Here is a 20355-nt window from a genome sequence, read left to right on the forward strand (position 1 = left end):
TCGAGGAGATCGTCGCAACGGTCCACCGGCGGCGTAACGCCCGTCGACGGTGCGGGGTGTGTAGCCGCCGGTCACCTGGCTATGACCGGGGCCGTACAACCGTGCGTTGCCGGACCCATGGTGTTGTTGCGTCGGAGGTGTGCCGTGGGCCCGTCACGGGTCGAGGTTCACCCGGGGTTTTGAGGACACGGTCGGTTGGCTCGCTGCAGCAACATCGAAACTGCGGTGACCGAGTCGATGCGGATCGGCTGGCCGACGGTTGGTGGGATTATCGAACGGATCCAGGTCGAGATCGACGGGCAGGTTGACCGGCTCGCAGGGCTCGAACGGATCGAGATCGACGCGACCTCCTACAAGCGCCAGACCTGGAATGGTGCCGAGCTGGCCCGCAGCCTCGCCGTTTCAGAGCCCACAGTCCGCCGCTATCTGGACGCGTTGTCCGACGCGCTCGTCTTCCGGCAGCTCCAACCGTGGCATACCAATGTCGGCAAGCGTCAAGTGCGGTCGCCGAAGGTGCATGTCCGCGACAGTGGGCTCTTGCATCGTCGGCGCGGCCGAGATACTCAGTGACGGCCTCAGGGCCTGATCGGCGGGTTGCCACGGCACTCCCAGCGCCCGAGTCACGAATGTTCGGCCTGCTCGCCGCTGACCCGGCCGAGATCAGTCGATCAGTTCGACCTCGCTCGGTCGCCAGGTCTGATCGAACCACGCGTCGAGCGGCCCGTAGAGACGCAGGTACGTGAACCAGCTCTTGCCAGGAACGGTCGCGACCCAGTTCACCTTGTCGCCATCCGGTGCCGTCGGCCCGAAGTACAGATCGACGGAGCCGTCGGGATTGACCACCAGGTCGTCGCGCTTGTTGTTCATACTGGGCAACGGCTGGGTGGTCTGCAGCTCGGATCGGGTCTGGGGGTCGTACACGACGATCGACCAGAAGTCTTTGGCGGGTATGTCGGTCGGAAGCGTGAGCCGGTACAACTTGCCGCCATCGAATGGGTTGCCGGCGCTGTCGGTCGCGACTCCTGCGTACTGAGACCCGACACCGACCATCTTCATCATCATCGCCGGCGTGTTGAGAGTCGCTTGATAGAACATGATGGTGCGGGCATCCATGTTGCGGCCGCCATCCCCGCCGTCCTTGAGCCACTCGTAGCTGCCCCCGGGAGCGGGGTAATACCAACCGCTGTTCGGGTAGGCGTAGCTGCTCTCGTCCCTCGGTCGGAACGAGAGGGCCCGAGCGGTGGCGTTGCCGATCGCAACTGCGTCGGTGAGGATCTTTGTCATCCGCTCATCGGGCGCGAACGGCTTGCCCTTCTGGATGCCGATCGAGGCGAACAGCCCACGGAGTTCTGGGTCGAGGAACGAGATCGGTTCCCGTTCGATGACTGTGTGGAGCTCCTTGTAGAAGTCGAAGTTGTTGGCGTGGATGGTGTTGAAATCGGCTCCGGAGCGGTTGGTGAACTCCATTTTGGGCGGGTTCTTTGCCTGGTCGAGCGGGTAGATCTTGACCCCGTCGGTGAACATGGCGATCGCAGCGTCGGGCGAGCCGTCCACGAGGAATCCGCGCAATGCGACCAGGTTGACGTAGCTCGTCGATCGGGCAACGAAGTACGTCTCACCGTCAACGACCGCCTCGGCGCCACCAACGGGCGGGTGGAGGTCGCTCGGGTCGTCGGGCGGAAGGATGAGGTACTTGCCGCCGGCGCCGCGGTCCGGGCCCGGTGCGCCCATGTCGGTGACGAACCGGAAGTAGGCATCATCGACGGTGCCGGGGCCGCACCCGGCGGGGATCTCCATGACGATTGGGCCCGTGTCGCTGAGGTCGAAGGTGGTGAGGGCGTAGACGGTGTCGGTGTTGCCGGTGAGGAACAGCGAGTTCGAGTCCAGCATGGCGAACAAGGAGACCTGGTTGCAGGAGCTCACCCCGATGTCGGCGAAACCTTCGCGGAAACCCTGGATCGACGTGGCGGGGATGCCGTTGAGGAATGTCTCGACCCCGCGCATACGGTCGAGATGATCGAAGACTGCCGTGGCTGTGTCGTCGGTCGGGATCCCGTCGAAGAACTCGAGACCACCAATCGACGTCTCCACCTTGTTCGGCGTGAGGATCTTGTCGGGGATCGAATGGTTGAAGCCGGGTGTCGCCTGATTAGACGTACTCATGGAAATCGCTCCTCTGGAAACTCGTGTGCGGGACGGCCACTCATGGTGAAGCAAGCGCCTGTATGAAGTGTGGCGGGTCGCCGGGGTCCAAACATCACCCATCTCGGACGATGTTCGGGGGTGTTGATCGTTCGGCCGATCCGTACGGATCCATCGAGGAGCCAGGGGCTGAGACGTAGTACGTGAACCACTCTTGCCCGGCAGGGTCGGGATCCAGTTCACGCTATTGCTTCCAGATCAGGGATTCGATTTACCTTCCGAATACCCCAGACCGTTGCAATTGCAGTGGTGACCAGAGCGCCGAGGGTCCGCTCGCCAACGAGGATCCAGGCCGACCTTGATCAGGCGTCACTCGGCAATCTGGCTAGTCCCGACGAAGTGCCGGACCTTTGGTATCTGATAGTCCCACTACTCCCGTCGATGGGAGATGAGTTTAAGGGCGGGTGCGGGAGACTCTTCGGTGGTTCGGGCGCGTCGGTCGGCGATCGCTTGGGTTCGGTTGGCGTGCCAACGGTGTCGTTGTGACTCTGGGAGGCCATGAGCAGCGAGTCGGTCGAGGTGCTCTAGCGCCCTGTCGGAGCGGACATCGCTGATCACAAGGAGCAGTTCCCGGACCGTATGGGGGTCGATGAGCCGACTGGCAACGAGCGTGTCGACGAATTCGATGTCTTTTGCTCGCCCTGCGATCAGTTTCGCTGCGGCGAGGTCGTGCGGGTCCAGACACCAGCCGGTTGCGCCGGACCTTTGTTCGACCTCGGGGATCAGCCGGTCGAACCATGAACCCTCGAGCACCGACGTGTTGATGGAAATGCCATCGACGTGAAACCCGAACGACTCATGGAAACGTGGCTCCTGCCCAAGCGAGCCGTCGAGTTGGTCCGACAGCCGCTCTACCTCGGCAGCATCGGCGGCAATCGGCATGATGTCCACCTCTGCCGACATCATGGGTCGGGAGTCGAGGACGGTCGCTGAATATGAGGCGAGAATGGATTGGGATCCCATGATGACGATCGCTCCGCTGGCACCCTCGTGGCGGAGCACGTCCCGCGCTGCCCGGATGCTGTGATGGAACTGTTCGAGGTTCATCGTCGCAGACCGCTCACGGCACGCCGACGTTCGTCCTCTGTGAGCACGCCAGCGAAGGGAGAGCTTTGCCGAAGGTCGCGGGCGAACTGGTCGGCGGACGTCAAGAGCGAGCCGACCGGTCCGGGGCCGAGGTCCAGCAGCGATTCCCAAACATCAACCCATGGTTGCTCGTGACGGCCAACCAAACGCATGCTTGCAATGCTCTCGCGTGCTTTGGCGATCACCTTCGTGGGGTCACTTCGGAGCTTCTCTGCCACCGCCGTGCTGAGCGCGATCGATCGGCGCTCCTCAAAGGTCATGGCCGGTATGGCGGCAAGGTCGACCTGCATGGCCTGCATGACCCTGGCCAAAGTGTCGGTTCTCGGGCTGACATGCCCGCGTTCGTAGGTATTGATGCGTTCCCGGGACGTAGCGGTCAGTTCGGCTAGCTGTCCTTGTGACAGTCCGAGTTCACGGCGGCGGGAAGAAATCAGCTCAGCTGCGCTCATGTTCCTAGTGTATCGGAACAGATACACCACAGATAAGCACTCCGGTCACCTGCGCAGAGCAGCGTGCCGTGCCACGATCCAGGCATTCGCCCCAAGCCCAACGATCAGACCGGCACCTTGATTCGTCAAGTACTCGTGGACATCGAGCCGCTCATAACGGCTGTCTTCCCGGCCGTTGACTTCCAGCCGGTTCCAGACTCCAACTTGGATCAGGCATCGAGGAGATCGCCAGCCGACTCGGCAACGACTCTGCTCTCCGAGGACGAATCGGCGCACTCGTTGATGAACCGCGGTAAGGGACCTGGCCGGTGGGAGGCTCGCTGGAAGCTGGTGGCTGCATGGTGTTCGTTGGCAGAGCTCAGGGACAAGAGCCAGCTCATGGCGATGACCTTCGCTCCCCGCTACCGGACCCTCACGGTTCTGGCCGCCATCACAGCAGCCACGGCGGTGACCCACCTCTTGAGCGTCGCCGTCGGGACGGCTCTTGGCGCTGCGCTGCCAGTCGACGCGATCTCAGCTTGCGATTAAACCTCGGTGAGGGTGGGTGGCGTTCAGTTCCAGTCTTCGGTGGTGGAGGCGATATCGAGTGAGAGGGCTTCGAGTTCGGCGGTGAGTGCCCGGATGGTTTTGGCGTTGTCGAACCAGGGCCGGTAGCGCTCGACCTGTTCGACGGTGAGCCGGGTGGTCTTGGTTTTGCCGTCGATCTTGCGGGTCCACTGGTAGTAGGGCCCATGAAGTCGGGGCGGGTCGGCCATGCACCGACACCCGGCCTTGTTGCAGCTGGTGTTGCGTTCCAGGAACGTGCCCGGCAACGCGTACCCGGCAGCGGCTTCGGCCAGCTGTTCGCTGATCCGTTCGTGAGCTGTGATGTCTCGTTTGTTCGGTCGGCTCATCGTTGGCTCCTCCGGGCACATTCTTGCAGACCATCCACCCCTTGACCGATCGACAGTATACCACTGGCGACCATCGTGACAGGGGGGCACCAATGACCGACACCGCACTGGAGTTGCGCCGGTTCCGCACCGGACTCATCGACTGTTTCGGCCGTTGGTCCGACACCCTCCTCGAGCTGTGCGACGCCGTGTTGTGCACACCAGGGCGGGTCACGTCGGTGCCCATGTTGAGCCTCGAAGGCGAGTTCCGCCGGTCACACGGCAGCCTCTACAAGGCCCTCGACGACGGCCACATCAGCTTCGATGCGCTCAAGAGCCTGCTGATCGCGAACCTGCCCGATGCGGAACGGCGGGTGTTCGCCGTTGACGCGTCGACGTGGGCCCGATGCGACGCCGAAACCAGCCCCGAACGCGGTTTCTACTACTCCGCGTCGACACATTCCCGGGGGACGGCCACCCCGCCACGGTCCCCGCCACAAGTGCTCGAACCCCGCCACCTGGGCACCACCCGAGCAGACCCACACCACCAACGATCTCCGCTACGGGACCATCACCATCGATGCCTGGTCACAACTCCACCCCCGCCTCAACAGCCGCGGCCACTGGACCAACCATCAAACGCTCCCCATCGTCGAGGGCACCATCATCCGCGTCGAGGTCGAACACCTCCCCAAACCGACCAGCCGAACCAAAAAGACCTTGTGGCTCTGGTGGTCCGGACCCGGGCAACCCGACCTCGACCTTTGTGCCCGCGCCTACCTGCACCGCTTCGACATCGAGCACTCCTTCCGGTTCGCGAAGAACACTCTGGGCTGGGTCACCCCCTCGATCTGCACCCCCGAACAAGCCGACCGGTGGACCTGGATCATCGCAGCCGCCTACACCCAACTCCGGCTCGCCCGACACCTCATCGCCGACCACAAACTCCCCTGGGAACGACCCCGCAAACCCCACCAGCTCTCACCCGCACGCATCCGCAGAGGGTTCCGGGCACTTACCGCAACGATCGGCACCCGAGCCAACCCACCAAAACCCTCCCGAGCAGGACCAGGCCGCCCCAAAGGCAGCCGATCCGGCCCCAGACCACGCCACCCAGCCATCAAAAAGACAGCCTGAACTAAACTTATTCACCAAAGCCAAGGTTAAATCGCAAGCTATGACGACAGGCTTCTAGCGTCGGCTCACACTACCCGGAGGAGATATCACCAGCACTTGCGGCAGGCCCAGTCTCGATGCGAAGCCTTAGGTTGTGCTGGCCGATGCAATTACCGTTTGTGACCCTTGACGGCCCTTGCTACTCTGACTAACGTAGCTCAGAGACCCTTTAGGTCGATGAGCAGGCAGGACATATGGATGTAGATGCGGTGTTGGTTCATCCGAACGGCAAGGCGTACTTCTTCAAGGGGTCGGAGTACAAGCGGTTCGACTTTGGTGCCGACGAGGTCGACAAGACCGGCCGTATTGGCAGTGATGGGTGGCGAGGAGTCTGGGCAGATGGCGTAGATGCGGTGTTGGTTCATCCGAACGGCAAGGCGTACTTCTTCAAGGGGTCGGAGTACAAGCGGTTCGACTTTGGTGCCGACGAGGTCGACAAGACCGGCCGTATCGGGATCGATGGGTGGCGAGGAGTCTGGGCAGATGGCGTAGATGCGGTGTTGGTTCATCCGAACGGCAAGGCGTACTTCTTCAAGGGGTCGGAGTACAAGCGGTTCGACTTTGGTGCCGACGAGGTCGACAAGACCGGCCGTATCGGGATCGATGGGTGGCGAGGAGTCTGGGCAGATCCCCCTCCGGTGGCAGCCGACCTCGCCCCGTTCGTTGGCAAAGTTGTGCAAGCGCACGATGGTGACTGTTCAAGGTTTGCTGCGGATCCTGTGGCTCAGATGAAGTCCATGAGGATTAGTCGGTGGTCGAGCCGTCTTGAGATGCCAGCGGCCCGAGGCCTGCCCAGGGATTTCGGCCCCGCCAACCGGTCCGGACATATTCAGGGGGTTGACACGCTCCGTGACTACATCGAACGCCATTCTTCGAAGAGGTACCGGCGGATTGTCGTTTCGTACGCCGCGGACCCCGGCCTCGCGGTATTCGCCGAGCCGTACGATGGCGTTGCGGACGGAATCTTCGCCAAATCCAAGAATACCCGCATTAGGTTTGGAGAACGCGAGAGTAACGTTGACATTATCGACCAAGTCGAATTCGGCAATCATGCTCACCCAGGTGGCCTTCAAGCCCACGGTGACATTATTGCTGTCGCAATGGAGGAGGGTCCCGGCCAGCCTGCCGCGGTCTACTTCTTACAAGTTGTCGGCTTCGATATCACACACTTGTCGACCCTCACTCTTGGGGAAGGCGCGGCCGGAACGTCGGCAAAGATACCCCACGATGCGATCTTGACCGCTAAATCTGCCGCATCGTGCGGTTTCTTGAAACTCGCGTCGGGACGAATGCTCGTCGCCGTCTCTGGAGCCAACTATGGACGCAGCGGGATCTGGTTTTACCAGTCCACCTCTAGGTCTCTTGACGCAAGCACAGAATGGCTCTTTGTTGACCACTGGACCGCGGACCGCATCGGTGGACTCTGCGACATCTGGAACGGAAAGATTGGACTCGATTGCTTCATCGGGGGCGGCGCAGGCACAAGCCTGATTTGTGACCAGGACGGACAAATCTTCCTTGTGGTGACGACCGGAACCAACGGGGGTCCTCGTCAGGGTCATGACGCCCGCGACGATGAGTACTTCCAACTGTTTCGCGTAACGCTGGACTCAGCGTCGGGCCGAGTGGCACTCTCGGGTGAAGCCATGGGAAAGAACCAAATTGGCATACGAGTACAGACGAAGATCTCGATGCGGTGGGGTGGTGGCGCTACCGTGACCAACACTGGCGACATCAGCCTCCTCAACACCGAACGTAATGTCGACACTGCAGGACACCGTGGGGTCATCGATGGGTACGCCAAGACTCACGGGCAGCCCCGCTTCAGGATTTAGTGCGTTCGTGAGTCTGGTGACCCGCAGGGGTCGCCTCGCCCATTGTGCCCGCCGGGCGCGTCAACGCAGGACGGCTCCGGTTTCAGTTTGAGAAACGCTCGGTGGTAGTGGGTGGTGCTCTGACGAGCCGCCAGAATGCAGCCGGTTCAGTCAATTGATCGTTCACCGACCGCCCCTGACGCTTGGGATTGCTGCACGCTTCCTTGTCAAGCGGCGCAGGCCTGGCCGGTTTGTCTTCGGGATTCGTCTCGCCACATGCGTCGGATGACCCGGTTGGCGAGGTGTCGTAGAGTCCGTAAAGGAGAAAGAGAGATATGTCCAGGCTGAGCACCCAGGCGGCTGCGGCGATGGGTGCGGGCCGGGCTCGTGCGAGGGCCAGAAAGGGGCCGACAGCCCACCAGCCGGCGAAGACGAGCGCCACGGGCACCGGTGACGGACTGGATATTTTCGCCGTTGGTCGTGGCAAAGACCACCGTGAGAACCCCGACGGTCGGCACGGCTAGACACCCCAGGGTCCGAAGGTGTCAAGCAGCTGCTTGGGTTTAGGCTGGTTGTCGGTGTGCCCAGGCGGTGTGTTCGTTGTAGGGGCTGCTTGTTCTGATGCAGCCGTGGAGGTAGCCGACGAGCCGGTTGCCGAGCGCTCTAAGGGCGCGGTGGTGGAGGTCGCCGGATGCTCGGTTCTGGCCGTAGAACTGGCGGCAGCCTGGGCTTGTCGTGATCGCACAGAATGCCCATTGGTCGACGGCGTCATAGAGGCGCCGGTTGCGAACGTGTCAGGCGAGGACGGCGTGTTTTCTGCCGGAGGCGATGGTGAGCGGTGAGGTGCCGGCGTAGTTCCTGCGAGACTTGGCGTGCGGTACATGGCTCCGGCGTCACAAATATCACCGGGCAGCGCCCCGGCGTAGCGACCATCAACTGGTCTGAGTCCACCGAATCATCTGACGATCGAGGGCCACCGCTGAGGAGGCCCTCGAGTCGCGTCCGGGATCGACCCTCCAAGCGTTCGGCCGGTTCCGAAGCCGGCAGTGAGGGCACGGAACCAGGACGAAGGCAGCAGAATTCTTCGCCGACGCCCGCTCCAAATCACCGGTTTCGTTCGATCGCCAGCCAGAGATCTTGGATTGTGACTATGACGACGAGTTCGTCATTCGGCAGGTGGATTTCTAAACGATCTTCAACCTCGGTGACGAGTTCCAAGAGGTTGAGGGAGTCGCGCGCCAGGCCTCTCAGGTTGGTCTGTGGGGAGAACTCTGCGTTCAGTCGGCCTTGAGGCAACACCGTCGCCGCGCACTCCTCGACCAGTGATACGAGTTCCTCAACGGTAGAGATCATGGTGATCACGGCTCCCTTGTCTTAGGGCTCATCAGAGTTGATTTGGGCGGTGGCTGTACTTGCGTCTTGGTGCGCAGCCCATTGCTCAACCACGACCCGTCGAGTCTTACCGCTCGTGGTGCGTGGAAAGCGACCCGCCGGCCATCGCAGCGCTTCGGCAATCGAGATGCCGTGAGCTCCTGTGACTGCGTCACGCGACGCGTCCAGCATGTCGTCGAGATTGGTCTTGGGTAGATCTGTCACGAGGACGGCCTCCTCCGTCCCGAGGTTGTTTGATCGGGCGACGACCACCGCCCTTCCGAACGGCAACCGACATGCGTCGGTGATCGTTTGCTCGATTTGATAAGGACAGATGTTGCGGCCCGCAACGATGATCAGGTCCTTCGATCTTCCTGTCACAACCAACTCGCCATCAACGAGGGCGCCCAGGTCGCCGGTTCGGAGGCCGGCCTCGGTAAAACGTGCCGCATTCTCGTCTGGGTCGCCAAGGTAACCGGCTGTGATTGATGGCCCCGACAGCGTGATCTCCCCGACGAGCCCGTCCTCTAGTTCCTGACCGGAATTGGGTTCGGTGATGTGAATCTCATGGTCGGCCAACGGCAGCCCACAGCTGACAAATCTTCTTGCTCCGGCGCCTGGCTGGGCGGACCTGATCATCCCACCACCCTCGAAGGCATCAATATCTGCTTCGATGATGGTTGGAACGGCATCAAGTCGGCCGAAGCTCGCTGCAAGGACCGTCTCGGCCAATCCGTAACACGGCAGGAACGCCTCGGGTCGAAAGCCGGCGGGCGCAAGTTGGGTGGCAACCTGCTCAAGCGTGGCGGGTTGGATGGGTTCGGCCCCGCATCCGGCTACCTTCCAACTGGAGAGGTCCCAGCCGGCCACCTTGGCCGGTTTCGTCCGCCGAACCAGCGCCTCGTAAGCGAAGTTGGGCGCGAACGAGACGGTCGCTGCCACTTGCGACATGAGCGACCCCCAAGAAGCGGGACGGCGCGCAAACGAGGTGGTGGGTAGGTACCAGGTTGGAGTACCAGAGGCCAAGGGAGCGAGAAGCTGCCCTACCAGGCCCATGTCATGGTAGAAGGGCAGCCAGCTCACCGAACGGTCATTGCTCCCTGCCCGGACGCCGTGGTTGATGATCGCCTTGATGTTCGCGACCGCTGCTGCATGTGTCACCCGGATGAGTTTGGGAAGTCCGGTTGTTCCGGACGTCCGTTGTCGAAATGCATCAGCACCGGGGACGATCCCTGGTCGGTCGCTGACGCTTTCGTGCTCCGCGACGAACTCCAGGGTGAGCGTTGGGGTACCCAACGAATCGTGCGGCAGGAGCGCCGCGATCGAATTTGTGGTGATCACCGAAACAAACGAACCGATTGCAGCCAGGTGCTTGAGCTGATGTGTCCATTCCGACAGGTCTGCACCTGGATGGGGTGGTGCGATCAGCGTCGGAATGAGACCCGCTCGGAGCGACCCAAGGAAGGCCGGGACCGTGCTTCGATGGTCAACGAGAAGTAGGCCGACCGCCTGTCCGGGCTCTAGCCCACACGCCAGCAGTTGCCCCGCTACGAAGTCCGAACGCTCGTGCGTTTCCGCGGCAGACCAGGTTTCCGTCCCTGCCTCAACCGAGCCGGTTTCACCGATGAAGCTGAGACGTGAGGAAGATGCCACCTCAATGAGTTCGATCAAGGTCGACGGAGACTCACCTCCGGCGGGAATCGGCGAGGTCACCTGGTCATACTCCCTTTGGCGTTGGAGGGCGGCAGTGCGGGAGGTTCACAGCCACAGCCTAGGTGTGTCGGCACATGTGGTTCACTTTTGTCTTCCATCCTCCAGTCCTCCAGCAGTATGGTGAGCGGGAAGTCCCAAGCCCCTACCTGGTTGGAGACAGCATGATATTGACTTCTGATCGCTCGTGAAGCACCGGGAAGCACCCTCGATCGTCGTTGAGCCTGCAGAGGTGAACGGTACGCGATTGGACCATATTCGAACGGAGTCGCCCGACGCGCGGATATTGGTTCTCGTGGATGGGGGGCCTGAGAACTATCCGGCACTTGTGGAGCTACTCCGAGGTGGACATCGATTTCATCCTGTGGAACGAAGTCTGGGCGCGTGCGCTGATCCGGGAGGATCATTTCAGTTGGTGAGTGACTCACTCGATGAAAGCTGGGTCCGTCAGGTGTTCCTTGAGCCGGGGCACGCGTGGTGCGAGCTTGGCCAGGGCGGCATCGAGCGCATCCGGGTGCTCGAATGGTCGGCACTTCCCCAACGGGCCGGGTCCGCGATTCTGGTGAGGCTCAGCGGTACGCCACCCGACACGTCCCTGGCCGCCCCTGTAGCCCTGACAGCCGAATTGCTGGGTCAGCGGGTGAGTTGGTCTGTCAGGAAGGCGACGAAATTGGACGAAACCACCCTGGAACTTGATCTCGGCGAGCGCTCGACAGAGGCCACTGTCCGCCCACTCGACATCGAGCGGGGCATGACTGACGATCCGCCCGACGGGCCCGATCGCTGCAAGGTCCAGCAAATGGTGAACTCTGAGATGGAGCGTCGCTTCCCAGAGGTAACCATCGCCACCGAGTCCCACGTCGCTGGCATCTGGGACTTTCTCAACTCGTCCGGATTCTTGTACCCCAAGAAGCTTGCGACGTTGTCGGCAACCGACGTGCAACAGACGCTGCGCACCCTCGGCAGCACGGAGAACGTGTTGGCCACGACGTTCCTGGTAGAAGATTCAGAGGGCACCATCAAAGCCCATGTGTCATCGCTGCTGCTGTACCTCAAGTGTGTGAACATCGGCCACATCGCATCCACTGATACGGCTGCCACCCGTTCAGTGCTTCTTGCTGCGGGGACGCAGTTTGCCCTTCATCCAGCCTACGAGTGGCTAAAATTTGCATGGCGAAAGACGAATCGATGGTCGGACGCAGTGATGGGCCTGCCGATTCTGCGATTCGGCCACCCGGCCTCAGCAATGAGTCTGGAAACCGTCCTGATGCAACGACCCTTTGAGTCCGTTCGCGACACAGGGTCACTTGGCCCTGCTGCAACCCCCGCCGACCGCAGGTCGGCAGTCGCTGCGTTCAAAGCGGCAGGGTGGTCGGCCATCGTGAGCGCCGAGTCCCTCGATGACCCGAACGCAGCCGCAGCTGTGGCTGACGCATTCGCCAACCTCGGCCTGAGGCGACGACGCGAACTACTCGTGGACGGCGACGATGGAGGGCTGGCGTGTGCCACCGTGGAACATTCGTCCGCAGGGTTGAGCCTGAGCGAATTCACGAACGCCACTCGAATTTTCAACTTCGGCGCATCGCCGCGGGCCGTTGTGGCCCTCGCCGAAGCGGCGCACCGAAGACGCTCGGCCGGTGCAACAGCCTCGTCGCTCCTGCTGGCTCCTCCTGAGTACGTGACGGATCTGGAGGCGGCGGGGTGGGTGGCATCGCGCTCCTATACGGTCGGTCATGTGTCAACGGACTGTGCTGCGGCCTGGCTGGGGTGGATCGGGCGGATCCTCCGGTGACGACTCAAGCCCGTGGAACCCCAGTCGGCAAGACGGAACGGCCAAGCCGTTACCTCATGGAGCATTCAGGCGAGGGAGACCGACTTGAACGAAAGACCGATGCAGCCGCCTCGCGCCATCAGCTACTCCGGGCAGGGTTGAAGGAATCCATGACGGCGCTGGACGCCGGAGCTGGTACCGGAGCGGTCGGTCGCGTGATGGCGGACATCGTTGGGTCGACCGGGGTGGCGATTGCGCTTGACCGCTCCCCTCAACGACTCGGATTTGCGCCGACTCGTCAGAGCCGGGTCGTCGGCTTGGCCGGAGACGTGAGTCAACCCCCGCTTGCCAACGGCAGCATCGACTTTGTCTGGGCGCGGTTCCTTCTCGAGTATGCGCCCGATCCGCTTTCCTGGGTCCGGTCCCTTGCGCAGTTGCTCAAACAGGACGGCAGCCTGGTACTCGTCGACCTCGATCACGCCGGCACCAACTTGTGGCCGTGCCCCCCCGAGATCGACGAGGGCCTGGCCACAATTCTCTCCCGCCTTCAAGGATTTTGGGATCCGCACGTGGGCCGGAAGCTGCCGGCGCTTGTGCGGGAGGCGGGGCTGAGCGTCGCGGATCTCACCGTCGAGCCCTATCACTGCTATCTGGGCGACGCAGATGTCGACGCTGTGGCGAACTGGCGAACGAAACTTGAGACGATTGGGCCCTTCGTCGAGGACGCCTTCGCGCCTGGTCAGTACCAAGAGCTCGCCGAGAAGTACCTGAACGCACTCACCGATGGCAACACGTTCTTCTACAGCACCATGATCACAGTTGTTGCGCACCACGGCTGATCGATCAGTTCGTCCGACGGATCTCTTGGAGGCCAATCGACACAAGGCATCTCATCTGAAGCTCGACATTCACAAACTGCAGGGATAACGTCGTGCAAGTGAATAGCGCAGGTCATCTACCTGGCGAGGCCGCTCAGTCCTTTGCTGAGGCGTGTAGGCGCGTTGAACTGGTAGAGCGTCGAGCGGGCCGAAGCGTTCCATGCCGTGAATCCAGGCTTGCTGTCACAAGGGCGTATCTCGACCTTGAGGCGGCCTTCTTTCGGGCCGACCGCGAACGTGTGTTGGGCGAAGACGACCTCAGAGCTGATATTGAAGTCGCCCGAGCAGCGGCCGGGCCATGGCTGATGCGGTCCTATGCCGTCTATCTCGCAACCACGCAACGAAACGGGTACCCCGGCGACTTCCAGACGATTGAGGCGATGTACGACCTGGAACCAGCCGCCGGCTTCAATGCGTTCCAAGGTCCCATCGCCAACTGCGTCGATGGATTGTTCGCTCACACCAGTTCAACCCCGGCGCTGTGGTGGCGCCGCCGTGCCTTCGCCGACCTGGTAGCCAACGCGTTCAAATCCGACGGCACGGCCCGCATCTTGGATGTGGCCTGCGGGGGTGCTCGGTACATTCAGGATGCGCTCAACCAAGCGGGTGACCCCGATGCAGAGATCGTGCTGCTCGACCAAGACCCGGCGGCCATCGCGTTTTGTGAACACAGGGTGTTTCCAGGCCGCTCAAACATCCGCTATATCAATCACCCGATCGGAAAGGTCACCAACCTCGATCTGGGCGGTCAGTTCGATCTGATCATCGTTTCTGGACTGTTCGACTACCTCGCTGATGACCCTGCCCGGGCGCTCCTGGCGCACCTGAGCGGCCGGATGAATCCAGGAGGCCTGCTCGCGATGACCAACTTCTCCCTCGACGACCGCTCGTCCCCGGGTTGGCGCTGGCTCCTGGGGTGGGAACTTCTGCTACGAACCGAGCAGGACGTTGCGGGCCTGTTCCCTGACTCAGTGGATGTGGTCACCGAGGTGCAGGCCGCCGGCAGCATGATCTTCGCCACCGCAACCAATCCACGGGACCAGCAGTGAACCTCGATGTAACCACGATCGTGCGAACGGTGATGAGAGTGGCCACAATCGGTGGGCCGATCCTCGTTGGGTGCGCGTTCTTCGTCATCCTTCGGCCGCTGGTAGCAGGAAAGGGCGGCCGATGGCGCTTCAAGCTTGCGATTCGGGGGGTTGAACCGATGTCCAGCCGATGGCGGCAGCTTGTGGCCGGAACCCTGGTTCCGGTGGTTGGACTCGTAGCGCTGAATGTTTCATTCGCCATTGAGGAGGAGATCCGCGAAGGCCCCGAGCGTGCGATCGAGGGACTCGTAGCCGCAACCCATGGCGAAGCGAGCTGGGTGCTTCAGGCTGGGACCCAACACTTTATGAACGATAGTCGCATCCCTAACGGCTCAGCAGACACTCTGATTCAACTGGCGGCTGACAGCGGTATCGCCGCCGGCGCCTTTGAAGCGGTGTTTTCGCAGATCCAGATCAAGGGTCGGGTGGTCACTAGCCACATCTTCTCTGCTCCAGAAGGCTCGCCGCTTCTGCCCAACCTGCAGTCGTGCATCCGGGAGGATTGTCGCATTGGTGAAAGGGGCGTCATCGCCGACGCAGGCGAGGGCATCCCTGTTGGCTCCACCGTTTCCATTCGCGGACACACCTTCGACGTGGTCGCCCACTCAACAGCTCCGAGGAGTTTGCTCAATCGAGCGGTGTTCTACGTGACACCCGAAGGCTTTCGGCGCTTCGAGGCACCCAACGAAACCCGGTACGGCGTGGTGATTGCAGCCGACAGGAGCGTGACGGAGGCGTTGGTTGCCGAGGCCGGATTGAGCGATTCCACGGACGTCCAGACGACCGCTGACCTTCTCGAAGCCAACCGCACGTTCTGGACCGGTGGCGGCACTCCCCTGGTGCTTATCTTGATCAGCATGGTTGGCATACTTGGAGGCGCCTCGCTCTATGCCGCCCGCAGGGAAGAGCAGGAACACCACCGGGAACTCCTTGGCACCATGTGGGCACTCGGCCTCACCAGGCCGGCGACGATCGAGATCGACCTGATTCGGGCCGTCACAAAGGTGCTTCTCGGCGCTCTGGCGGCCATTCCGATCGCATGGCTGATCGTCCAAGCCATGAACGCAGCCGTCCTCGGTTTCAACGCAGTGATGAGGCCAGCGCACGTCTTCGCGTCTGCCGGCGTCTTCCTCCTCGCCGCTGGAAGCGGAGTGGCGGTGATGGCGTGGCGCCTTCGACAAGCCACGCCCATTTACATGCTCACTTCGTAGCAAAATCAAACCTCCAGGTCGGAGGCTCGAACGGATCAACAAGGAGATCAAGCGACGCTCGAATGTCGTTGGAATTGTTCCCGACGACGACTCGATCATCCGCCTCGTCGGAGCCGTGTTCGTCGACCAGCACGACGAGTGGCAAGCCACCGACCGCCGCTACCTCTCCGAAGGCTCCATGGCCCAAATCGACGACCCCAACCCGGAGGTGATCACCAGCACCACACCAAACGAACTCACCGCCGCAGAGCATCGCGGCAAGCACCGAGGGTCACGCCCTCACTTCCACCACTGCAGCGACCTTCTAAACGCTCTCCGCCGCACCCCCATAGTGCAGCCATGAACTGCTTTTAGCTAGGACCTTCTGGGTTCACGACCCACGAACGGCCGTCTTGGTGAGACCACCCTGCGAAGTCCGATGAGCGACCTGACATTCCCGGGCCCGTCTGGGGGGTTTCGTTCGCTGTCGGGGCCCATCGTTCTGTGGCTATTTCTGCCTCGGCAGGGGCGCTGGGGCACGATCGTGTGCTCGTAAGGTCTGCAGCGTGGTGTCGCTGTCCTGTTACCGCGTCCCGGCTGCACGCCGGCGAGCCGCGACCACCATCCAGAGACCTAGGAAGAACGAGATGCTTCCGGCCACAGCGACGGGGAGGATCGAGGATCCGGTTCGAGCGAGCGGCGTCGTTTCTTGACTCAAGTACGGGCTGGAGTACGGGGTTCCAGGACCGCCGGAGGTGACGAAGCCGCCACCGGACGAGCCAGTCGACCCTCCTCCCGTCGATCCTCCGCCTGAGAAGGCGAGACCGGGCGCTGTCGTGCTGGGCGCTGTGCTGGTGAGCGACAGGTCGGGCGCTGTGGTGCTGGTTGCCGTGCTGGTGAGCGACAGGTCGGGCGCTGTGGTGCTGGTTGCCGTGCTGGTGAGCGACAGGTCGGGCGCTGTGGTGCTGGTTGCCGTGCTGGTGAGCGACAGGCCGGGCGCTGTGGTGCTGGTTGCCGTGCTGGTGAGCGACAGGCCGGGCGCTGTCGTGCTGGTGCTCGATGGGCTGGTGCTCGATGGGCTGGTGCTCGATGGGCTGGTGCTGGATGGAGGTGCAGTGGAGGACGTCGTGCTGCTGGTTGATGAAGAGGATGTCGTGCTGGTAGTGGACGTCGTGCTCGTGCTCGTGCTCGTGCTTGTGCTTGTGCTTGTGCTTGTGCTCGTGGTGGTGGGTGGGGGTACGTCGGCGCACTCGGGTCGGTTGATGACGTTGTTGTCGAGAGTGACGGCTCCGTTGCGAGCGAGCAGACGCCCTTCGACCGTGGCGCCCATGTCGGCCGAGATGGATGTGAAGGCCAGGATGGTTCCCTGGAAGGCGGTTCGGGTGCCGAGCGTGGCGGAGGATGACACCTGCCAGAAGACGTTGCAGGGGTTGGCGCCGTTGATGAGGTTGACGGCGCTGTCGGTGGCGGTGATCAGGGTGCTGTCGGTCTTGATGATGAAGACGGCTGCAGCGTCGCCGCCGGCGTCGAGGGTCAGGGTTCCGGTGATGCCCAGCGTTGCGCCGGTGTAGACGCCCGGCAGCAGTGTGGTGCCTCCGAGTTCGGTGGCCACTGAGGTGGCGGGGGTGCGGCCGGCGGCGTCGTCGTAGGCGGTGACGAGGTCGATCTTGGCTTGGAGGGCTTCGACGTCTTCGATGTGCTGAAAGTCGGTGACGAGTCCGGGTGGGAATCCGGTGACCGCTGACCCGGGGCTGAGGCCGAGGTCGCCGTTGATGACCGATGGGCCGGTGTTGGTCACCGTCGAGCCGGCGAGGACGGCGTAACTGTTGGCAGTGCCGAGACCAATCGGCGGGTCGGCGGCGCCGACGGGGCTCGCCGAGATGAGGGCGGCGATACAAACGGCGGCGAGTAGGCCTGCCATCACGGCGGTGCGTTTTTGCGAGCGAGCCTTCACTGGGAGCAGCTTTCGGAGAGCGCATCCCAAGGCGGTGATCAGAGTCGATTCACCGGACGGGTACCCGGGATTTGACTGTAGCACGGTCAGGAGGATAAGGCGATTGGTTCTTGGTCACGCCGTCGCCGGGGCGGATGATGGCGTAGGCACCGTTTACCTGGCCGGTCTACCTCTCTGGAACTCGCAGATGGGTCCCGGCCTTCATCTGCCGGTGAGCTTCCCGGCCGTGGGGTGCCCTGATGCTTGCCTAGCCCTAGCCGGGCTGCGAGGCCCGCCGACGCTGGCTATCAACGCCGGCTGGGGTGCCGTCCCCACACACCACCACCCTCAGCTGCCCGTCCAACAACACACCCCACCCCGGATCGTCACGCACCTGCACCACCGGCCGGTCCTCCACCACAGTTGGAACCCACGGGGCAAGTGGGGCCGAGCGACTCGACAGGTTGCATCGACGAGTAGCCTGAGCTCAATGGACCTGACGTCGGTGATTGAGACTCGTCCTGGGGTGCGAAGCGGCAAGCCGTGTTTTGTTGGGACGCGGATAGCGGTTTATGACGTCTTGGATTATCTGGCGTCGGGCATGAACATCGATGAGATCGTCGCTGATTTTCCGGAGTTGACGGCAGAGCACGTTCGAGCTGCGATCGAGTTCGCGGCGATGCGTGAGCGGCGGCTCGCCACCCCGGCGTGAGGCTGCTGCTCGACCAGAACCTGTCCCGGCACCTTGGCGGTCCGCTCGCTGTCGAGTTCCCTGGCCAGCTCGCCTTTCTGAACGGGCCGCCGCCAAAGGCCGTTTGGTCGCGGCTGGGCAACGTGTCCACGCTGGATATTCTCGAGACATTGCGCAGCCATCGGAATGCGAGTGTTGTCTTTTCGGCCTCGGCCGACGAGGCACTCCTCGTTGTTCCATCCACCTGACAGCTCGCTCGCGTTCCGCCAGTCCCACAGACGACCCGGGCGGTGCCGAGCGTGCTCGGGTCGCTGGGTCGCATGTCAGCGATGACACCAGCGCAGACAGCGGCGCTTTCCAACGAAACGAGGCGGCCTGAGTTCTGTAGGTCGTGCAAGCGCAAAGAAGTCCGAGCCGGAGTGGAGAATCTCGACGCCGGCGAGGACTGCAACCGCTCCAATCAGGCAGTCGAGGAGCTTGCGGACGGCTTCACTGCGGTACATCGGCACGGCCGACTCGTAGTTAGCGGGAGTTGTCGGAAGTATCGTGACTCGAGCCGTGCAGCGAGTCCACATTGATCGGCGTGTTGCGCGGCAGGAGGTGATATCCGGTGACCGACTTGACTCGTAGCGAGCAGGTCGGGAGTTCGATTCTCTTCTGGAACTTCACGTCACGTCGTACCGGCGCCGACCCGCTAACGCCGTGTCGGTCCCGACGCAGAATCACCCGCAGGGGGTGACGACGTCGGTTCCCCACCCGGGCAGGATCCTTGTATGTGTTGCCTCTTCATCCGGTCGGGCGCAACTAGATGAGTGCGGCGCAACGCTTGCGAGTTGGCCCGAGTGGTGCGCAGCGAGGTTGGGCGGGGCTCACCCTCGTAGTGCTCGTTCTGTTTGTAGCCGCGTTGGTCTTGGCCGTGGTACGCAACTTTCCGTTCGGCCTGCTCTTCGGGGTGCTGCTGATCGGAGGGGCGACCACCGCCTATCAGGCTGCCCGCCGTCGCTCCGGTGCCCGGGCGGTGCTGGCCGGAGCAGCGGTGGTCATACTGCTTGCTGCGGTCGTGGTGTTGGTGGCCAAGAACATGGTGCTCGATCTGGCCGTCCTCACCGCGCTTCTGGCGGGTGTCGCCATTGCCGCCCGCCAAACGTTCCAACCGGCATCCGAATTGTCCGAAGTGGATCCGCCGCTCCGACCGGTCGTCATCTACAACCCCAAGTCGGGTGGTGGGAAAGCGGTGTCCAACAACCTGGCGGCGGAGGCCGCAGCCCGCGGCATCGAGGCGATTGGGTTGCAGCCCGACGACGACCTGGTGCAACTGGTCGCCGATGCCGTCGCCCGGGGTGCCGACGGCCTGGCGGCTGCCGGTGGGGACGGCACCCAGGCGCTGGTTGCGACATTTGCGGCGGCGAACGACCTACCGTTTGCGTGCATCCCCGCCGGAACGCGTAACCACTTCGCCCTCGACCTGGGCGTGGATCGCGACGACGTGGTGGGAGCGCTCGACGCCTTCGTGGCCGGTGGCCGCGAGCGCCGGGTTGACCTGGCCGAGGTGAACGGGCGGGTCTTCGTCAACAACGTGTCGATGGGGGTGTACGCATCGGCGGTGCAGAGCGACGGCTATCGCGATGCGAAGGTGTCGACGTTGCTCGACACCGTCTCCGACGTCGTCGGCCCCGATGCCGTCGGTCGCGCAGCGATGCGCTGGATCGGCCCAGACGGCGGCGAGCGCGGGACGGCTGCGGTACTGATGGTGTCGAATAACCCCTACCGGCTGGGCGCGCTGTTCGGTAACGGGACCAGGCAGCGGCTGGACGGCGGCGTCCTGGGGGTGGCGGCCACTCGTGAGCGAGGGGAAAGCCGCCTGTCGTCTTCGTGGACCTGCGCCGAGTTCGTCGTGGAGTCCGATCGGCCCATCCCACTGGGTGTGGACGGTGAGGCGCTGGTGATGGACTCCCCCGTGAGGTTCCGTTCCCGTCCCGGCGCTCTCCGCGTGCGTATCGCACCGCAGCACCGTGGCGGATCGCCGTCATCGGGCGCCCCAAACGGCCTCGGCGACGCCCTGCACCGCCTCATCGGCGTCATCAGCGGTAGCTGAAGAACCGGCTTGCAACCGCGTGCGACGAG

At 62.8% G+C, this 20355-nt stretch carries 18 protein-coding genes and 3 pseudogenes; 13 read left to right on the forward strand and 8 right to left on the reverse strand.

The features are described 5' to 3' along the window. Nucleotides 1–139: 139 nt before the first annotated feature. Together MPARV_RS26280 and MPARV_RS25010 are read left to right on the forward strand one after the other, a co-directional pair. Nucleotides 140–229, forward strand: coding sequence for a helix-turn-helix domain-containing protein (locus tag MPARV_RS26280; RefSeq protein WP_478210052.1), 90 nt, complete (start codon nucleotides 140–142; stop codon nucleotides 227–229). Beyond that, entirely contained in the window at nucleotides 226–570 is a 345-nt protein-coding gene (locus tag MPARV_RS25010; protein ID WP_020379312.1) for a DUF4143 domain-containing protein, read from the forward strand. The genes MPARV_RS26280 and MPARV_RS25010 overlap by 4 nt, the downstream gene beginning before the upstream one ends. A gap of 90 nt (nucleotides 571–660) precedes the next feature. On the opposite strand, the gene MPARV_RS0118540 is transcribed toward MPARV_RS25010, so the two are convergent. The 3 genes from MPARV_RS0118540 to MPARV_RS0118550 form a co-directional block, all read right to left on the reverse strand. Further along, nucleotides 661–2163: a DUF1254 domain-containing protein gene (locus MPARV_RS0118540; RefSeq protein ID WP_085951993.1), complete on the reverse strand. Its 1503-nt coding sequence runs from the start codon at nucleotides 2161–2163 to the stop codon at nucleotides 661–663. Nucleotides 2164–2571: 408 nt separating this feature from the next. After that, complete coding sequence (locus MPARV_RS0118545; protein ID WP_020379314.1) at nucleotides 2572–3249, reverse strand: DUF6036 family nucleotidyltransferase; 678 nt, start codon at nucleotides 3247–3249, stop codon at nucleotides 2572–2574. Beyond that, entirely contained in the window at nucleotides 3246–3737 is a 492-nt protein-coding gene (locus tag MPARV_RS0118550; protein ID WP_081582441.1) for a helix-turn-helix domain-containing protein, read from the reverse strand. The genes MPARV_RS0118545 and MPARV_RS0118550 overlap by 4 nt, the downstream gene beginning before the upstream one ends. Nucleotides 3738–4064: 327 nt before the next feature. On the opposite strand from MPARV_RS0118550, the pseudogene MPARV_RS26205 reads away from it, so the two are divergent. Then, nucleotides 4065–4253 (forward strand): annotated as a pseudogene (locus MPARV_RS26205) (TMEM165/GDT1 family protein); the annotation flags it as partial. A 35-nt stretch (nucleotides 4254–4288) separates the two neighbouring features. On the opposite strand, the gene MPARV_RS0118560 reads toward MPARV_RS26205, so the two are convergent. Then, on the reverse strand, nucleotides 4289–4630 hold the full coding sequence (locus tag MPARV_RS0118560) for a DUF6788 family protein (RefSeq protein ID WP_020379317.1): 342 nt from the start codon (nucleotides 4628–4630) through the stop codon (nucleotides 4289–4291). A gap of 363 nt (nucleotides 4631–4993) precedes the next feature. On the opposite strand from MPARV_RS0118560, the gene MPARV_RS0118565 reads away from it, so the two are divergent. Both MPARV_RS0118565 and MPARV_RS0118570 read left to right on the forward strand, forming a co-directional pair. After that, the gene (locus tag MPARV_RS0118565) at nucleotides 4994–5746 is read left to right on the forward strand and encodes a hypothetical protein (protein ID WP_157789726.1); all 753 of its coding nucleotides are present in this window, start codon (nucleotides 4994–4996) and stop codon (nucleotides 5744–5746) included. A 233-nt stretch (nucleotides 5747–5979) separates the two neighbouring features. Beyond that, nucleotides 5980–7620, forward strand: coding sequence for a hemopexin repeat-containing protein (locus tag MPARV_RS0118570; RefSeq protein WP_020379319.1), 1641 nt, complete (start codon nucleotides 5980–5982; stop codon nucleotides 7618–7620). 542 nt (nucleotides 7621–8162) lie between these two features. On the opposite strand, the pseudogene MPARV_RS23950 reads toward MPARV_RS0118570, so the two are convergent. The 3 genes and pseudogenes from MPARV_RS23950 to MPARV_RS23145 form a co-directional block, all read right to left on the reverse strand. Next, nucleotides 8163–8471, reverse strand: a pseudogene (locus MPARV_RS23950) (IS110 family transposase); the annotation flags it as partial. A 232-nt stretch (nucleotides 8472–8703) separates the two neighbouring features. Further along, the gene (locus tag MPARV_RS0118580) at nucleotides 8704–8952 is read right to left on the reverse strand and encodes an acyl carrier protein (RefSeq protein WP_238538900.1); all 249 of its coding nucleotides are present in this window, start codon (nucleotides 8950–8952) and stop codon (nucleotides 8704–8706) included. A 21-nt stretch (nucleotides 8953–8973) separates the two neighbouring features. Continuing rightward, entirely contained in the window at nucleotides 8974–10683 is a 1710-nt protein-coding gene (locus MPARV_RS23145; RefSeq protein WP_020379322.1) for an AMP-binding protein, read from the reverse strand. A 412-nt stretch (nucleotides 10684–11095) separates the two neighbouring features. Between MPARV_RS23145 and MPARV_RS0118595 the strand changes: the two genes are divergently transcribed. The 5 genes and pseudogenes from MPARV_RS0118595 to MPARV_RS24215 all read left to right on the forward strand — a co-directional run. Then, entirely contained in the window at nucleotides 11096–12472 is a 1377-nt protein-coding gene (locus tag MPARV_RS0118595) for a hypothetical protein (RefSeq protein WP_020379324.1), read from the forward strand. Between the two features lie 56 nt (nucleotides 12473–12528). Continuing rightward, nucleotides 12529–13290 (forward strand): methyltransferase domain-containing protein, encoded by a 762-nt coding sequence (locus tag MPARV_RS0118600; RefSeq protein WP_020379325.1) that lies wholly within the window; start codon nucleotides 12529–12531, stop codon nucleotides 13288–13290. 281 nt (nucleotides 13291–13571) lie between these two features. Beyond that, nucleotides 13572–14378, forward strand: a complete 807-nt coding sequence (locus tag MPARV_RS0118605; RefSeq protein ID WP_157789728.1) for a class I SAM-dependent methyltransferase — start codon at nucleotides 13572–13574, stop codon at nucleotides 14376–14378. Nucleotides 14379–14560: 182 nt separating this feature from the next. Beyond that, nucleotides 14561–15628: an ABC transporter permease gene (locus MPARV_RS0118610; protein WP_157789729.1), complete on the forward strand. Its 1068-nt coding sequence runs from the start codon at nucleotides 14561–14563 to the stop codon at nucleotides 15626–15628. Nucleotides 15629–15653: 25 nt separating this feature from the next. Continuing rightward, nucleotides 15654–15812, forward strand: a pseudogene (locus MPARV_RS24215) (transposase); the annotation flags it as partial. A gap of 378 nt (nucleotides 15813–16190) precedes the next feature. On the opposite strand, the gene MPARV_RS24220 reads toward MPARV_RS24215, so the two are convergent. Then, the gene (locus MPARV_RS24220) at nucleotides 16191–17561 is read right to left on the reverse strand and encodes an ice-binding family protein (RefSeq protein ID WP_051012060.1); all 1371 of its coding nucleotides are present in this window, start codon (nucleotides 17559–17561) and stop codon (nucleotides 16191–16193) included. A gap of 469 nt (nucleotides 17562–18030) precedes the next feature. Between MPARV_RS24220 and MPARV_RS0118630 the strand changes: the two genes are divergently transcribed. The 3 genes from MPARV_RS0118630 to MPARV_RS0118640 all read left to right on the forward strand — a co-directional run bounded on the left by MPARV_RS0118630 (nucleotide 18031) and on the right by MPARV_RS0118640 (nucleotide 20326). Next, the gene (locus MPARV_RS0118630; RefSeq protein WP_012223658.1) at nucleotides 18031–18252 is read left to right on the forward strand and encodes a DUF433 domain-containing protein; all 222 of its coding nucleotides are present in this window, start codon (nucleotides 18031–18033) and stop codon (nucleotides 18250–18252) included. Further along, nucleotides 18249–18479: a hypothetical protein gene (locus MPARV_RS0118635; RefSeq protein ID WP_020379329.1), complete on the forward strand. Its 231-nt coding sequence runs from the start codon at nucleotides 18249–18251 to the stop codon at nucleotides 18477–18479. The genes MPARV_RS0118630 and MPARV_RS0118635 overlap by 4 nt, the downstream gene beginning before the upstream one ends. A gap of 668 nt (nucleotides 18480–19147) precedes the next feature. Next, entirely contained in the window at nucleotides 19148–20326 is a 1179-nt protein-coding gene (locus MPARV_RS0118640) for a diacylglycerol/lipid kinase family protein (protein WP_157789730.1), read from the forward strand. The last annotated feature ends 29 nt before the right edge of the window (nucleotides 20327–20355 follow it).

Source organism: Candidatus Microthrix parvicella Bio17-1, from assembly GCF_000299415.1.
Taxonomy (GTDB): domain Bacteria; phylum Actinomycetota; class Acidimicrobiia; order Acidimicrobiales; family Microtrichaceae; genus Microthrix; species Microthrix parvicella.

Excerpts from the sequence above, each read along its gene's own strand:
- MPARV_RS0118570 (WP_020379319.1), top strand. The coding sequence starts at position 5,980 with ATGGATGTAGATGCGGTGTTGGTTCATCCGAACGGCAAGGCGTACTTC.
- MPARV_RS0118630 (WP_012223658.1), top strand. The coding sequence starts at position 18,031 with ATGGACCTGACGTCGGTGATTGAGACTCGTCCTGGGGTGCGAAGCGGC.
- MPARV_RS0118540 (WP_085951993.1), bottom strand. The coding sequence starts at position 2,163 with ATGAGTACGTCTAATCAGGCGACACCCGGCTTCAACCATTCGATCCCC.
- MPARV_RS0118560 (WP_020379317.1), bottom strand. The coding sequence starts at position 4,630 with ATGAGCCGACCGAACAAACGAGACATCACAGCTCACGAACGGATCAGC.
- MPARV_RS0118580 (WP_238538900.1), bottom strand. The coding sequence starts at position 8,952 with ATGATCTCTACCGTTGAGGAACTCGTATCACTGGTCGAGGAGTGCGCG.
- MPARV_RS0118545 (WP_020379314.1), bottom strand. The coding sequence starts at position 3,249 with ATGAACCTCGAACAGTTCCATCACAGCATCCGGGCAGCGCGGGACGTG.
- MPARV_RS0118550 (WP_081582441.1), bottom strand. The coding sequence starts at position 3,737 with ATGAGCGCAGCTGAGCTGATTTCTTCCCGCCGCCGTGAACTCGGACTG.
- MPARV_RS0118600 (WP_020379325.1), top strand. The coding sequence starts at position 12,529 with ATGGAGCATTCAGGCGAGGGAGACCGACTTGAACGAAAGACCGATGCA.